12 protein-coding genes are annotated in these 14042 nt (G+C 53.9%); 5 read left to right on the top strand and 7 right to left on the bottom strand.

Features of this window, described 5'->3' with window-relative positions; translation table 11 throughout:
• Positions 1-19 precede the first annotated feature (19 nt).
• The gene (locus CEK60_RS12230; RefSeq protein WP_038480987.1) at positions 20-634 is read left to right on the top strand and encodes a YitT family protein; all 615 of its coding nucleotides are present in this window, start codon (positions 20-22) and stop codon (positions 632-634) included.
• Positions 635-805: 171 nt separating this feature from the next.
• A complete protein-coding gene (locus CEK60_RS12225; RefSeq protein WP_089039262.1) occupies positions 806-2272 on the top strand; it encodes a cytochrome P450 in 1467 nt (488 codons plus the stop codon).
• 80 nt (positions 2273-2352) lie between these two features.
• On the opposite strand, the gene CEK60_RS12220 is transcribed toward CEK60_RS12225, so the two are convergent.
• Positions 2353-4899 (bottom strand): heavy metal translocating P-type ATPase, encoded by a 2547-nt coding sequence (locus CEK60_RS12220; protein WP_089039261.1) that lies wholly within the window; start codon positions 4897-4899, stop codon positions 2353-2355.
• Positions 4866-5309, bottom strand: a complete 444-nt coding sequence (locus CEK60_RS12215; RefSeq protein ID WP_089040913.1) for a MerR family transcriptional regulator — start codon at positions 5307-5309, stop codon at positions 4866-4868. The genes CEK60_RS12220 and CEK60_RS12215 overlap by 34 nt, the downstream gene beginning before the upstream one ends.
• 276 nt (positions 5310-5585) lie before the next feature.
• Here CEK60_RS12215 and CEK60_RS12210 point away from each other — a divergent pair, with 276 nt between their 5' ends.
• From CEK60_RS12210 to lysS, 3 genes are all read left to right on the top strand, one after another.
• Positions 5586-6932, top strand: coding sequence for an OmpP1/FadL family transporter (locus tag CEK60_RS12210; protein WP_089039260.1), 1347 nt, complete (start codon positions 5586-5588; stop codon positions 6930-6932).
• A gap of 233 nt (positions 6933-7165) precedes the next feature.
• Positions 7166-8264 (top strand): peptide chain release factor 2 gene (prfB, locus tag CEK60_RS12205; RefSeq protein WP_125745374.1). Its coding sequence is split into 2 segments (ribosomal slippage): positions 7166-7240 and positions 7242-8264, totalling 1098 coding nucleotides; the frame shifts between segments, so codons are not numbered across the junction.
• 35 nt (positions 8265-8299) lie between these two features.
• On the top strand, positions 8300-9814 hold the full coding sequence (gene lysS / locus CEK60_RS12200; RefSeq protein ID WP_089039258.1) for a lysine--tRNA ligase: 1515 nt from the start codon (positions 8300-8302) through the stop codon (positions 9812-9814).
• A 12-nt stretch (positions 9815-9826) separates the two neighbouring features.
• Here the strand turns inward: lysS and CEK60_RS12195 are convergent, their stop codons facing one another.
• The 5 genes from CEK60_RS12195 to CEK60_RS12175 all read right to left on the bottom strand — a co-directional run bounded on the left by CEK60_RS12195 (position 9827) and on the right by CEK60_RS12175 (position 14038).
• Positions 9827-11014 carry a glutathionylspermidine synthase family protein gene (locus CEK60_RS12195; RefSeq protein ID WP_089039257.1) on the bottom strand — a complete coding sequence of 396 codons (1188 nt, stop codon included), beginning with the start codon at positions 11012-11014 and terminating at the stop codon, positions 9827-9829.
• Positions 11015-11076: 62 nt separating this feature from the next.
• On the bottom strand, positions 11077-11682 hold the full coding sequence (locus tag CEK60_RS12190; RefSeq protein WP_089039256.1) for a DUF1190 domain-containing protein: 606 nt from the start codon (positions 11680-11682) through the stop codon (positions 11077-11079).
• 12 nt (positions 11683-11694) lie between these two features.
• A complete protein-coding gene (locus CEK60_RS12185; protein ID WP_009724104.1) occupies positions 11695-12117 on the bottom strand; it encodes a DUF350 domain-containing protein in 423 nt (140 codons plus the stop codon).
• 100 nt (positions 12118-12217) lie between these two features.
• The gene (locus CEK60_RS12180; RefSeq protein ID WP_089039255.1) at positions 12218-12961 is read right to left on the bottom strand and encodes a DUF2491 family protein; all 744 of its coding nucleotides are present in this window, start codon (positions 12959-12961) and stop codon (positions 12218-12220) included.
• A 30-nt stretch (positions 12962-12991) separates the two neighbouring features.
• Positions 12992-14038 carry an ion channel gene (locus CEK60_RS12175; RefSeq protein WP_089039254.1) on the bottom strand — a complete coding sequence of 349 codons (1047 nt, stop codon included), beginning with the start codon at positions 14036-14038 and terminating at the stop codon, positions 12992-12994.
• Positions 14039-14042: the final 4 nt, after the last annotated feature.

The raw sequence follows: 14042 nt of genomic DNA, 5'->3' as shown, positions 1-14042 counted from the left end.
TCTACAAAAGGACATCCTCATGCGGGACGATCTGCCTAAAGATCCGCATAAATACTATGAAGATATGATGGCCATGGTACTTGGCACGCTGTTTGTTGCTTTAGGTGTGGCATTTTATACCCACTCGGTATTGATCACTGGCAGCACCGCTGGGCTGGCATTACTGCTGAATTACGTGACTGGGTGGGGATTTGGCTTCTGGTTTTTTGCCATCAATGTACCCTTTTACTATTTGGCCATTAAGCGCATGGGGTGGAGTTTTACGCTGCGCACGTTTGCGGCAATTGGCTTGGTGTCGTTGTTTTCTGAACTCACCCAAGGTTGGGTACAGTTCGCCAATGTTCCGTCGCTGTACGCTGCGTTGATGGGGGGCGCTTTAATGGGCATAGGCATGTTGATGTTGTTCCGGCATCGAACCAGCCTTGGGGGGATTAATATTCTTGCGCTCTATCTGCAAGAAAAGCACGGCCTGCGGGCAGGCTATGTGCAGTTGGGTATCGATGGGCTAATTTTGCTGGTGGCACTGACCCAGCTACCGCTAGACCGCGTGGGTTACTCCGTGTTGGGGGCACTGACGCTGAATTTGATTATTGCCTTGAATCACAAACCAGGGCGGTATATCGGTGTTAGTTAAGTAGAACTAACGAGACAGGTCGCTAGAGATTTCTTATCAAGCAGGGTAACTAACCGTCGATGCGCCAAGCCGGCTGTTCCTGTTAAGGTAGACGTCGTTAAATTTAGTTAAAAAGTATGTCCCGCGAATAAGAGTCGGCTTCCAAACATATAAATAGTAGGGCAGGGGACAATGCATCACGATAGTGTTTTATACAAAGCGGTAACAACACAAAGTGCGAATGATCATCAGAGGCTTCCTGAGGCGTTGAACCGGGCTAAGGGCTTGGAACCTCCGGTCAAGGTGACGCCTGTTTCATCCAGTAAAGGTATTGTGCATCGCTTGCGTTTGGCGCAGCACAATTTGCTGTCGGTCTGGCGGGAGGAAGATTACTCAATACGCACCTCGCGCATGGCGCTGATGAAGCAAGACTATGTTCTGTGTAATAGCCCCGATACGGTTCGTCGCGTTTTTCTTGAGCAGCACGACAACTATGATCGTAAAAGTCCGCAAATGCGCCGTGCTCTGGAACCGCTGCTTGATGATGGGTTGTTTGTAAGCGATGGTGATTTGTGGCGCCAGCGCCGACGTCAGTGCGCGCCATCGCTAACCAACGCTTTGTTACCTGGCTTCTGTACCACCATGACCGCCTCGGCGGAGGAGACTGCCAAGCGATGGGCCCAGCATCCCTCAGATGCGCCTATTGATATGCTGACTGAGATGGCGCATTTAACAGCGCGCATCATTGGCCGAACGATTTTTGGGGATGACACCACCGACGAAGAAGCCGAGCAGGTGGTGGCTGGTTTTACCGAATATCAGCGTCATTCTGAGCATTTAGATATGGCCAATATGCTGGGATTGCCATTTTTAAGTTTGCTAGGTAATCCACTACGAAGAGCGCGTACGCGCTATTCAGCAAAGCAAGTGCATGAAATTATTGACCGTATTATTGATCGCCATACGCACAGGTCAGGACAAGGACAGCATAGCCTGATTGAGAGCTTTATGACGTCTATGAAAGATGGCGAAGATAGTGGCTGTCCGATGGGCCGAAAAGCGGTGCGTAATGAAGCGATTGTTATGTTTATGGCAGGGCATGAAACGACGGCTAATGCATTAGCGTGGTGCTGGTACCTGCTTGATTATGATCCTCAGGCTATGGCGCGCCTGCAGCATGAGCTTGATGACGTGCTCGGTGGTAGAACACCCTGCTATGAAGATGTCGCTAAGCTGCCTTATACAATGGCGGTATTTGAGGAAGCCATGCGGCTATATCCGCCGGTACCCATGCTGAGCCGACAAGCGCGTGGGGAGGATAAGGTACGCAATCGCGATGTGCGGGAAGGAACCGTGTTACTCGTATCTCCTTGGTTGCTGCACCGGCACCGTAAATTGTGGGAGGCGCCCGATCACTTTGTTCCAGAGCGTTTTCTTCCCGAGGCTCCACGTCCAGACAAATTTGCTTATCTACCCTTTAGCGTGGGGCCACGTGTTTGTCTCGGAAAACGCTTTGGGCTTTATGAAGGTGTTCTCTGCTTGGCAACATTGGCACAACATTTCACGCCTAAACTAGTGAAAGGCCACCAAGTGAGCATTGAATGTCGACTGACATTACGCCCACAAGGCGGCCTACCAATGATGCTACAGCCACGTTGAAATTACTTATCAGGCGCTAAGCCAAAACCACCATACGATAGCGGCGATAAGACCGATTCCTGCCAGGTTGATCAATAGGCTCATAAGGCCTCCTGTTGGGCGGGTTTCCAAAGCCGTAAGCGGTTGGCGTTGCTCACCACGGTGATTGACGATAGCGACATGGCCGCACCAGCAATGATGGGTGACAGCAGCATGCCGGTGAAGGGGTAAAGCACGCCCGCAGCAATCGGGATGCACAGTACGTTATAGCCAAAGGCCCCGACTAGGTTCTGCTTGATGTTGGTGAGCGTCGCCCGGCTTAATTCGATAGCAGTAGCCACACCATGTAGCGAACCGCGCATCAAGGTAATCCCAGCGCTCTCCATCGCGATGTCGGTGCCCTGGCCGATGGCAAAGCCAACGTTGGCACGTGCCAGTGCTGGGGCATCATTGATGCCATCACCCGCCATGCCTACGACCTCTCCTGCCTGCTGACGACGCTCAATTTCCGCGTGTTTATCATCTGGCGTCATGCCAGCTCTAAACTCGCTAATGCCCACTTCTCGTGCCACGGCGGCCGCGGTGTGTTGATTATCTCCAGTAAGCATGACGACGGTTAAGCCATCTTCTTGTAAGCGTTTCACTGCGGCAGCCGCGTCAGCACGCAGCGGGTCACTGATGCCGAATAGAGCGGCTAGCTTGCCATTGGCTGCCAGGTATACCAATGAGCGTGCTTTCGCCTCTAGCTGGCGTACGCTCTCTTCGGCAGGGGTTAGGTCCACGCCAGCCTCTTCAAGTAGGCGAGCATTGCCCAGCAGCAGTGAGTCGCCTGCTTGGGTGCTACCTTTCACGCCGCCACCGGTGACGCTATCAAACGTATCCAGTGTTTCAGAAGGGGCATTATGCGCTTCTGCATAAGCCGTTAGTGCATTGGCTAACGGATGTTCCGAACGGCTTTCCAAAGCGGCTACCCAAGCGAGCACTTGCGAGGAATCACTATGTAGCACAGTCGCATCGGTCACTTGAGGCTTGCCCTCAGTCAATGTACCGGTTTTGTCCACCACTAAGGTGGTGATTTGGCTGGCGGTCTGTAGCGCTTCACCACTTCTTACCAATACACCGTGCTCGGCGGCTTTACCTACCCCAATCATGGTGGAAATCGGTGTTGCCAGCCCTAATGCGCAGGGGCAGGCGATAATCAGCACCGTGGTGGCGGCCACCAGCATATGGATCATCACGGGAGCGGGGCCGATGTTAAACCAGATTAGCGCGGTTAGTACGGCGATGATCATCACGCTGGGAACAAAAATTCCCGATACCTTATCGGCCAATTCGCCAATTGGCGGACGAGAGTTTTGAGCGCTGGCGACCTGTTCGGTTATGCGTCCCAGGCGAGTGTCGCTGCCCACACGAGTGGCGCGATAGACCAAGCTGCCATTGCCGTTAACAGTCCCTGCGCTGACATCGTCATCCGCGTTTTTATGAACGGGTAACGGTTCACCGGTCAGCATGGATTCATCAATATAGCTTTGACCATCGAGTACGATGCCATCCACTGGCAGTCGTTCGCCGGGTCGTACGCGGATATGATCGTCTATCGCTACGTCGTCAACAGGCAACTCCTGTTCTTGGCCATTACGGATCACGCGGGCTGTTTTCTCCTGCAGGTCTAGCAAGCGTTTTAATGCACTGCTGGTGCGTCCGCGGGCACGCAGCTCCATGGCATTGCCGAGCAGGATGAGCCCCACCACCATGGCCGATGCTTCAAAGTAGATGCCCTGAGCGACCTCGGGCAGCCAAGGAGCAAACACCACGACCATCATCGAATACAGCCAGGCGGTACCGGTGCCGATGGCCACGAGCGTGTCCATATTGGCCTGGTGGAGCTTGAACTGTTTCCAAGCGTTGGTAAAAAAGTGCCGCCCTGGAAATGCCAAAATAGCCAGGGTAAGCAGGCCAATGACCAGCCAATAAAGACGGCCCATCCCCATGGGGTGTGGGTGGTAAACAAACATGCTCAGCATGAGCGGAATGGCCAGCGCTAATGACAGCATGCTGCCGCGCAGGCGCTGGCGATAGGTTGCGGCCTCTTGGGACTCACGAATGCGTTCGGCCTCGCGCATGTCGACAATGGGCTCGGCGCTATAGCCTGCTGCCGCCACAGCGTTAATCAGAGCCTCGCGCTCAACCTTGCCGGTTACTTGGGCGGTATGGGTGCCAAAGTTCACCGAGGCATCGGTAACGCCCGGGGTGTTGGCCAACGCTTTTTCGACGCTATTCACACAGCCTGCGCAGGTCATGCCACTAATCAACAGCCTCTGCTGAGGCGCGCTGGTGAGCGTCTCATTTTCAGCCGCCTGTTTGTCGTTACCTTTATCGACCGTTGGCGCAGGATCACTTTCTGTCGGTGGTTGAGTCTCGCCGCTAGGGGCACTCGGCGGATAACCCGCTTCACTTAACGTGCTATCCAGCGCATCGTTTTCTAACGTACTGGTAACTTCCAAGCGTTTTTCTGCGGGAAAGCCTTCTACGTAGGCGTTAGGATCAACGGCTTGAACCGCCTCGCGCATGCGCTTAACGCAGCCCTGGCAGGTCATGCCCGGCACGCTGCGACTCAGTGTTTGTGGCTGCAGGGTGTGTGACTGCATGGTGCCTCCTCGGGAAAACTCTCAATTAAACGACATAGGCTATGACCGTCTGGCATGCCATTGGGCATGTGCTGCCAGCTCTCTAAAGCCTGTTCCATGCGCTGGGCGAGCGCTTCAAGCTCGGCAATGCGTGCGCGGATTTGTGGTAGTCGGTGGGTAAGCAGATCGCGCACCAATGGACATGGAGAGTCGCCTTGATCGGCGTGAGCCAGGATGTCGCGAATCTCTGCCACACTAAAACCGAGCTTGCGTGCTCGTTGAATAAAGTGCAGTCGCTCTAAGTCAGTGGTTGAAAATAACTGATAACCGTTCTCAGGGTGGCGTGTTGGTGCCAGCAACCCCTCACGGGTGTAATGACGAACCGTTTCTGCGGTAACGCTACCGCGTTTGGCAAGTTCGCCGACCTTCATCGTTCCAGGCTGCATAACGCCCTCATGCGTGGAAGTTGTGATGTTTTTTTAGTGTAAAACCTATGGGTAACACACAGGTCAAGCGATATTGAGGCCTTCAGTCGAAATGACTAAAACACTGATTTAAAACAACCGTTCGACTAATGTATAAGTCAAAACTGGAATAAAACGCTCGTTTGCCCTTGATCCCAAGCGGTCATTGGGCGAAAACTGAGGTGTTAGAACAAAGCAGGTGGATGGAAGTATCCATCGGATCATCGGGAAGAGAGGCCCACTATGCATAATAAATTTAAAAAGCTCACCTTGGCGGCCGCAGTAGCATCAGTCGCTTTTGCCAGTCAGGCGCAAGCAGGCGGTTATCAAATCAATGAGCAGAGCGTCAGCGGACAGGGGTATGGTCATGCAGGACGTAGCTCAAATGTGCATGATGCAACTATTGTGTACGGCAACCCGGCGGGTATGTCGTTTCTTGACCGTGCTCAAATTACGGTAGGTGGCACATTCCTAAACGTAAATAGCGACATTTCTAATGTCCGTGCCTCACAGAGTAGCCCCGCTTTCCTGCAGGCGACAGGAGGCGCGACAGATACGTTGCCAGTGGCAGGCTCTAACGATGGTGATATGGTGCCAGGCACATTAGTTCCCTTCGCCTTTTATGCACACCCTGTTAACGAGCAACTGGCATTCGGTTTTGGCGTCTACGCGCCATTTGGTTCTAAAACAGAATATGAAAATGATTTTCAGGGGCGTAACCAGGGCAACTACACCGAAGTAAAAGTGATGACAGCTCAGCCGACGGTCTCTTATCGCTTCAACGAGCAGTGGTCTGTTGGTGCGGGTCTTACCTATAACCGCGTAGAAGGCGAACTTCGCCGTCAGGTGCCAGTGGCAACACCGCTGGGCCTTTCTGAAGTGGATTCACGTGTAGAAGGTGATGATGAGGCCTGGGGCTATAACTTGGGTGTCATCTATCAGCCAGCACCTGAAACTACCCTTGGTTTAACGTACCGTTCAAAAGTAGATTTCAATCTAGAAGGCAGTTTTGCGGCGAACTCACCTGTGTTGGATCAGCTAGGGATCGGCACAGTAACAGATACGGCCGCGTTGGATTTAACAACGCCTGAAACAGTCAACTTCTCGCTGACTCAGGAAATGAGCGACAAGCTGAAGCTGATGTTCGGTGTTTCCTGGGCACGCTGGAGCCGCTTTGACCAGATTTTGGTCACCGGTACTGAGCGTGGTGAGATTACCAACGAACAGCAGAACTACTCTAATGCGTGGGCGTTCTCTACCGGTGGCGAGTATCAGTTAACGCCAACGCTAGCACTGCGTGCCGGGGTAGCACTCGACTTTACACCCACCCAGGATGCCACGCGCAGCGTGCGTATTCCTTCTGACGACCGCCGTATTTTCTCGATTGGCGCAGGCTGGAGCCCGACGCCAGACCTGACCTTGGACGTTGCCTACTCGTACCTTACCGAGCGCAGCACCCATGTTGATCAAAGCAAAACCGACAGCTTCACCGTGGCAGGGCAGCAAACACCACCGATTACCTCTAACTACTCGGCCGACTACAAAAACGAAGCCCATGGCTTCGGTGCTCAGCTTACCTATCGCTTCTGATCATAAGCTGACTGTTTGACTCGCTTTACCTATAAACCCGGCGTAAGCCGGGTTTTTTGCATGGCGATCGTTTTTCAGGGTGGGTGCGGTAAGCGTTGGCTTTCGTTACAATGCGTCTCAGAATTTCGCCGCTGGGGCGGCTAGCGTTGGCATTTTTAAGCCTAGGCGCTTAGCTGCCCCAGCGGCGCCTGTCTCTTTTGAACCGTGCGATACTGACCAAGGCTAGGCGATCCATGTTGGAAACTAACCCGATTCATAACCAGATCAAGGACCTGTCTGAGCGGACAGACGTTCTTAGGGGGTATCTTTGACTATGCCGAACGCAAAGATCGGCTAGAAGAAGTCTCCCGCGAACTTGAAGACCCTAATGTCTGGAATGATCCAGACTATGCCCAGAAACTGGGTAAAGAGCGCGCCTCGCTTGAAGCGATTGTCGCCACCATCGATGAGCTTGATCAGGGCCTGGCTGACAGCCGTGACCTGCTTGAACTCGCTGAGATGGAAGAAGATGAAGGCACCGTTGATGAGGTGCGCAAAGAGCTCGATGGTCTGCAAGTGGCACTGGAGAAGCTTGAGTTTCGTCGCATGTTTTCCGGTGAAATGGATGAGAACAACGCTTATCTGGATATTCAGTCGGGGTCGGGCGGTACCGAAGCTCAAGACTGGGCGAATATCCTGCTGCGTATGTACTTACGCTGGGCAGAGAGCCACGGTTTCAAAGCAGAGATTATCGAAATTTCTGCTGGCGAAGTAGCAGGCATTAAATCGGCGTCGCTGCATATTCAAGGTGACTACGCCTTCGGATGGTTGCGCACCGAAACAGGTGTTCACCGTTTAGTACGTAAAAGCCCATTTGATTCCGGCGGCCGTCGTCATACGTCGTTTGCATCGGTGTTTCTGTCGCCGGAAATTGACGACAGCTTTGAGGTTGAAATTAATCCCTCTGATCTGCGCGTAGATACCTACCGCTCCAGCGGTGCAGGTGGTCAGCACGTTAACACCACCGACTCAGCGGTGAGGATTACCCACGAGCCCAGCGGTATCGTGGTGGCGTGTCAGAATCAGCGCAGCCAGCACGCTAACCGCGACTTCGCCATGAAGCAGTTGAAGGCCAAGTTGTGGGAACACGAAATGCAAAAGCGCAATGCGGCCAAGCAGGAAGCGGAAGACTCTAAAGCCGATATCGGCTGGGGTAGCCAAATTCGCTCATATGTACTGGACGATCAGCGCATCAAAGACCTGCGCACTGGCGTTCAGTCTAGTAACTGCGACAAAGTGCTCGACGGCGATTTAGACCAGTTTATCGTCGCTAGCCTAAAGCAGGGTTTGTAATTTTTTTAGCGTTTGAACATTGAACAGGGTGCCCGATGGCTAACCAAGACGCGTCTTCTCTCGATAACGAAAACCACCTAATCGCTGAGCGCCGTGCCAAGCTCGCGGCTCGCCGTGAGCGCGCCGCTGAGCAAGGTAAGAGCGCTTTCCCGAACGATTTTCGCCGTGACAGCCTCACGGTTGAGCTACACGACCTGCTGGGCGAAAAGGATAAAGCGGAGCTTGAAACGCTTGATCATCAAGCGTCGGTGGCTGGTCGCGTCATGCGTAAGCGTGGCCCGTTTATCGTGATTCAAGACGTGGCTGGCCAAATCCAGCTCTACGTGGATAAAAAGGGCTTGCCTGCTGATGTGCTTGAGGACATCAAAGGGTGGGATATCGGTGATATCGTCGCTGCCCGTGGCCCAGTACACAAATCGGGTAAGGGCGACCTGTACGTGATGATGGTAGAAGCGCAGCTGTTGACCAAGAGCCTGCGTCCACTGCCGGATAAGTTCCACGGCCTGACCGATCAGGAAGCGCGTTATCGCCAGCGCTACGTAGACCTGATCATGAACCCGCAGTCGCGTAAGGTATTTGAAACTCGCGCGGCGGTAATCAGCTCCATGCGCCGCTTCTTTGAAGCTCGCGGCTTTATGGAAGTTGAAACGCCGATGCTGCAGCCGATCCCCGGCGGTGCGGCAGCGCGGCCGTTTATTACTCACCACAATGCGCTGGATATTGATATGTACCTGCGTATTGCACCGGAGCTTTACCTCAAGCGTCTGGTGGTGGGTGGTTTCGAGAAGGTTTTTGAAATCAACCGTAATTTCCGTAACGAAGGGTTATCTACACGACATAATCCTGAGTTCACCATGGTCGAATTCTATTGGGCCTACGCGGATTATCGTGACCTGCTCGATATGACCGAAGCCATGCTGCGCACGGCGGCCCAAGAAGTGCTGGGCACCACGACGATCGAGTACCAAGGCGCTAGCTATGACTTCGGGAAGCCGTTCCAACGCCTAACACTACGCCAAGCGATTCTTGATCATGGCGACGGCATCACCGATGCGGATTTGGATACGCTGGAAGCCGCACAAGCGGTTGCAGAAAAGCTGGGCATTAAAGTGAAGGAGAGCTGGGGGCTGGGTAAAGTTCAGACCGAGATCTTCGAAGAAGTGGCTGAGCACAAGCTGGACCAGCCGACATTTATTACTGAATACCCCGCAGAAGTTAGCCCGCTGGCGCGTCGTAACGATGCTAATCCTTTCGTTACCGACCGTTTTGAGTTCTTTGTCGGTGGCCGAGAAATTGCCAACGGCTTCTCAGAGCTTAATGACGCCGAAGATCAGGCTGAACGCTTCCGCGAACAGGCCGCCGAGAAAGATGCCGGTGACCTGGAGGCGATGTATTTTGACGCTGATTACGTGCGCGCGTTGGAGTATGGCTTGCCGCCAACGGCGGGTGAGGGAATTGGCATTGACCGTTTAGTGATGCTGTTTACCGATAGCCCCTCTATTCGGGACGTACTGCTGTTCCCAGCGATGCGCCCCGAAGCCAGCGAGTAACGCTGACAAGCTCTAGACAATAGCGTGCGGTACGAAGCAGCTGGAGTCTTTGGTGATTTTGCCAACGTCTTCACGAATACCAATGCCGCACGCCTTGTCACCGACTACCCAACTGCCGATCAGGGCATGCCGTTCGCCAAAGCGCGGCAATGGGTGGTAGGCCTGCAAAATACGCGGGTTGTCGGTATAGGGGCCATCAACGGCTTCGTACTGGCCACTCGTGGTTATCAGCTCAATATTGCTACCTTCCCGAGAGAAAAATGGTTTGCGCACCCAGCCGGGTGTCAGCGACGTGCCATCACTGGTGTCAAAATACGCCGGTAACAGGTTGGGATGGCCTTCATGCCACTGCCAGAGCAACGGCAGGATGCCCTTATTGCTGAGGATGGCTTTCCACGGAGGCTCGAACCAGTGGGTTTGCATCATGGGCAGCAGCTCACCGAAAGCGTCATCGCTCATTTCTTCCCAGGGGTAGAGCTTAAACAGTGCGCGGATGGGCCGGTTTTCCAGATCAACAAAACAGCCGTGGTCGGTGTTGGGTTGATAGCCGATATCTTCGATATGGATAAAGGAGGCATTCAGCCCCGCCTGTAGGGCACAGTCCTGCAGGTAAGCAACTGTGGCGCGATCTTCCTCATGGGCTTTGATGGAGGCGAAGTGCAGTGCCGGAGAGGCTGGTGGATCGCGTTCAAGGCGCTGCCCGATGTGGGCGAGGGCAGCAATCATGCGTTCCTGGATCGAATTGAATTGATCGGCGTGGGCAGGCAGCAGGCGCTGTTCGATCACCTGTTCAAGCCATAGCCACTGAAAGAAGCCCGCCTCGTAAATGCTGGTGGGGGTATCGTAGTTAAGCTCTAGCAGTTTGGCAGGCCCATTACCGCTATAGGCAAAATCCATGCGTCCATAGAGGTGTGGCTGGCCATTACGCCAGGAGGCACGAATAACGCCCCACATCTGTTCAGGAATATTTAACTGGTGAAGCAGGGCATCAGACTGGCAGACCCGGTCAACGGCATCCATACACATCTCGTGTAGCGCCTCGGTGGGATCTTCAATGTCCTGTTCGATCTGGGCCAGCGTGAACTGGTAGTAGGCATCCTCGGTCCAGTAGGGCTCCCCTTCAATGGTATGAAAGTGAAACCCTAGCTGGTGCGCCAGTTCGCGCCATTGAGGGCGTTCAGTAATGGCAACGCGCAACATAAAACGGCTCCTTGCTGGCGCAGGTGAGTGCGTCGAAAGATAGTAACCGGACGGCGCTTAGCTTAGGAGCCAAATCCACCCCGTGCGCTGGAGCGCGAACCGAACCCAGAGCGTTGAGTTGCCCGTTGGTTGGACTGCATAACCGATGAGCGGAAGGCCTTGTTACGTTGATCCACCCGTGAAGAAGCCGAAGACGACGCAGCGTTCCAGTCGCCGCGATTCTGGCGGGTACGGTAGACCGGCTCTTGATACAGGCTTTGTACCCGCGCGCCATTGCGGTTGGCCATCATATTGCCAACCATATAGCCCATCAGCGCGGGACCAAACCAACTGCCACCTTGCCCCTGTTGAGCTGATTGGGGAGGGGGCTCACAGGCACCTTCGCCATGTACCTGTTCGCAAGCTTCTAAGGAGTCAAAGCGCGGAACCGCTTCAACGGCTGCCGTAAACGCCGCTTCACAGGCGGTACGCGTGTAAAGCTCGTCTGCTACGCACTCGTCTATGTTTTGGTAGGCCTTAGGTTCGGAGAAGTTGATGTCCGATAGAGTGTCCTGCGGCGGAGATGATTGCCCACAGCCGGCTAACGCGGCTGTACCGGCCGCGCCCATCAAGGCCAGGGTTAGCCGAGAACTGCGCTTGCGGCGCGGTGGCTGGTTAGATGATTGCATGAAAGTCTCCCCTTACCAGATCATGGACGCGGCGTTGAGCAGGCCAACCGCGATAGCGATAGTTGCCGCGAAAATGCCGTATGCGACGTGGCCATCGGTAATATGTCCAGAAAGGCTCTGCCCTTTGCTTTTCAACACCAGCTTGATGGCAAAGAAGGTAACGATCTGCACGATAAAGGCGATAATGCCCCAGGCGATAAAATCAATGAAACTCACGCTGTTCGCCATAGCGCTGTAGAGCGGTATGGTAAAGCCTAAGGTAGCGCCGCCAAAGGCGGTTGCCGCTGCGGCGTTACCTTCCTGGATCAGCTTCCATTCATGATGCGGGGTAATCTTGCTGTACGCGACCATGAACGCGACCAGCAGGATGGCGGCGGTGATCAGGTAGGCGAAAAACGCTGGCAGGCCTGCCAAGTACATACCGATATTGCCCATTATCGTTTCCTTTTTTAGTCGTCAATCGTGAGTGGTGAATCGTAAGCCGTGTGGTGAGCATAAGTCGTGAATGGTGATCAGAGCGTCTTAACGGTGGCCATCAATGCGCTTCGATAATCACTGCGCTGATATCGATGCCCAGGCTGGTGACTAATTGATAACTGCCTTCCAGCTCATCGGCTTCAGCACTGAGTAGGATATATTCAAAGCGCTCTGAGGCCTGATCTTGGCGCTCATAGAGCATGCAGTGGTGCGTGACTTGGGAAATTCCGCTGCCATTAGCGCGAGTCACTGTTTCCTCAAGCACTACCGGGGCTGACCATGCGCTGCTTTCAGCGCCCCATACGCGTTGATAGCGTTTAAGATCGTCTGGAGTGTCGTCGCCTGCTTCCAGCGTAAAGCTGCTCTGGCCGAGTGGATGAGCGGGTGCCTGGCTATCCGGCTGGTTGATCAGACCATCAAATTCAAGATTAGAAACATGTTGTGACGACAGGAAATCGAACAGTTTGTATTCAAACACCTTGCCGTTAGCAATGGAGGCTTGAATCCAAGTGTCATTTTCCAGATAAAAGCGCGCGAGTTGTTCGCCCTGGCCGAGTTCGACGACGCCAATCGCGGCTATTTCCTGCGCTGCGCCACTCCAGCTTGCATCAAAATTCAGGCTGTCGAACGCTTTCAACGACAGCATATTGAGCGACACCATACCGCCAAGTCGAAGACCGTTGAAGTCGTCTGGGGTCATGCCGACGGGCAGTCCGCTAGAGCGCTGGGCAGTTTCGCTGGCATGCTTTTGCTGCACGCCTTTACTGTTGGCACGAAACAGTGATTTAAGTGAACCAAGCATGGTGATGAACCTCCATGAAACGGTGGGATATCATGCCAGCAGCGATGAAAAATGTGCCGGCGTCAGACGCTCATAGGCCATGTAATACAGCACATCGCCGTCGCTTAGCTCACGGGTGGAGGGCGGGTTGAGCATATTCGCCTCGCCACTAACGGAAGTGACGCCGAGCAGGGTGGCATTATGCGCTTCCTTGGCTAGGGCGAATAATTGGCCAAATGTGCTGCCTTTAGGAATATCTTGCAGCCGCGTTTGATATTGAGTGGCACCATGATTTACGGCGAGCAGCTCATTCACGACGCGACTAATGCCAGCATCGGTGGCTGAACGTACTAGCATTTCCAGTGCCAGAGCCTCGGTGCATTCGATGCCCGGCAATGTTCGGCGCAACATCGCTGCGGTATTAGGGTTTTCGCAGTGGGCAACGATATGGCAGCCAGGGGATTTCAGGCTGTAAGCGGAAAGCGCTACGGTAGCCACGCGTTCATCGCTGCCATCATAGATAATAATACGGCTGGCGTTTTCAACACCGGCGCGTTTGAGAAGCTCGATGTTGGCGAAGCTATCGCCCTTGACGAATTTTAGGTCGCCTGGACGAGGGTTATTGATATCTTTGGTGACGCATAGCACGATTTCATCGGGGAGCTGCCGATCAGCTTTGAGAATATCAATAATTTTTTCAGTGGTTTCTCCATGCCAGCCCAGCACGACCGTGTGACCGGTAAGATCGCTGTAATCGCCTTTTCCTTGCATTTGCTGCCTCCAAAAGTTGCCTACCGTGACGGTTGCCTTGCCAATCAGGGCCGCAAATAGCGAAATGCCGCCCGGGATCAGGTAAAACACAGCGATCAACTGCCCCGCGGTTGAGCTTGGTGAGAAGTCCCCATAGCCCACCGTGGAGGCTGTAACGACGTAAAAATACAGCCACAACGGTAGTGAGTTGGCAACCTCTTCGCCGGAGAGCCCCATTAACATCCATGAGGTTGCCATATGTGCCAGCGCCAGCAACAGCAGGAATGTCCAGCTGACGTTAATCGTAGAGGCTTTAAGAACTTTCAGTAGCCGTTGTAGCACTGGCATGGCG

It is taken from the genome of Halomonas sp. N3-2A, from assembly GCF_002216165.1.
Taxonomy (GTDB): domain Bacteria; phylum Pseudomonadota; class Gammaproteobacteria; order Pseudomonadales; family Halomonadaceae; genus Vreelandella.
The sequence above is the reverse complement of the archived record's forward strand: the minus strand, read 5'-3'. Positions and strand labels throughout refer to the sequence as shown.

What these genes read in the sequence shown, in the direction of transcription:
- CEK60_RS12220 (WP_089039261.1), bottom strand. Translation starts at nt 4,899, where the DNA reads ATGCAGTCACACACCCTGCAGCCACAAACACTGAGTCGCAGCGTGCCG.
- CEK60_RS12190 (WP_089039256.1), bottom strand. Translation starts at nt 11,682, where the DNA reads ATGCAATCATCTAACCAGCCACCGCGCCGCAAGCGCAGTTCTCGGCTA.
- CEK60_RS12185 (WP_009724104.1), bottom strand. Translation starts at nt 12,117, where the DNA reads ATGGGCAATATCGGTATGTACTTGGCAGGCCTGCCAGCGTTTTTCGCC.
- CEK60_RS12180 (WP_089039255.1), bottom strand. Translation starts at nt 12,961, where the DNA reads ATGCTTGGTTCACTTAAATCACTGTTTCGTGCCAACAGTAAAGGCGTG.
- CEK60_RS12225 (WP_089039262.1), top strand. Translation starts at nt 806, where the DNA reads ATGCATCACGATAGTGTTTTATACAAAGCGGTAACAACACAAAGTGCG.
- CEK60_RS12175 (WP_089039254.1), bottom strand. Translation starts at nt 14,038, where the DNA reads ATGCCAGTGCTACAACGGCTACTGAAAGTTCTTAAAGCCTCTACGATT.
- lysS (WP_089039258.1), top strand. Translation starts at nt 8,300, where the DNA reads ATGGCTAACCAAGACGCGTCTTCTCTCGATAACGAAAACCACCTAATC.
- CEK60_RS12230 (WP_038480987.1), top strand. Translation starts at nt 20, where the DNA reads ATGCGGGACGATCTGCCTAAAGATCCGCATAAATACTATGAAGATATG.
- CEK60_RS12215 (WP_089040913.1), bottom strand. Translation starts at nt 5,309, where the DNA reads ATGAAGGTCGGCGAACTTGCCAAACGCGGTAGCGTTACCGCAGAAACG.
- CEK60_RS12195 (WP_089039257.1), bottom strand. Translation starts at nt 11,014, where the DNA reads ATGTTGCGCGTTGCCATTACTGAACGCCCTCAATGGCGCGAACTGGCG.
- CEK60_RS12210 (WP_089039260.1), top strand. Translation starts at nt 5,586, where the DNA reads ATGCATAATAAATTTAAAAAGCTCACCTTGGCGGCCGCAGTAGCATCA.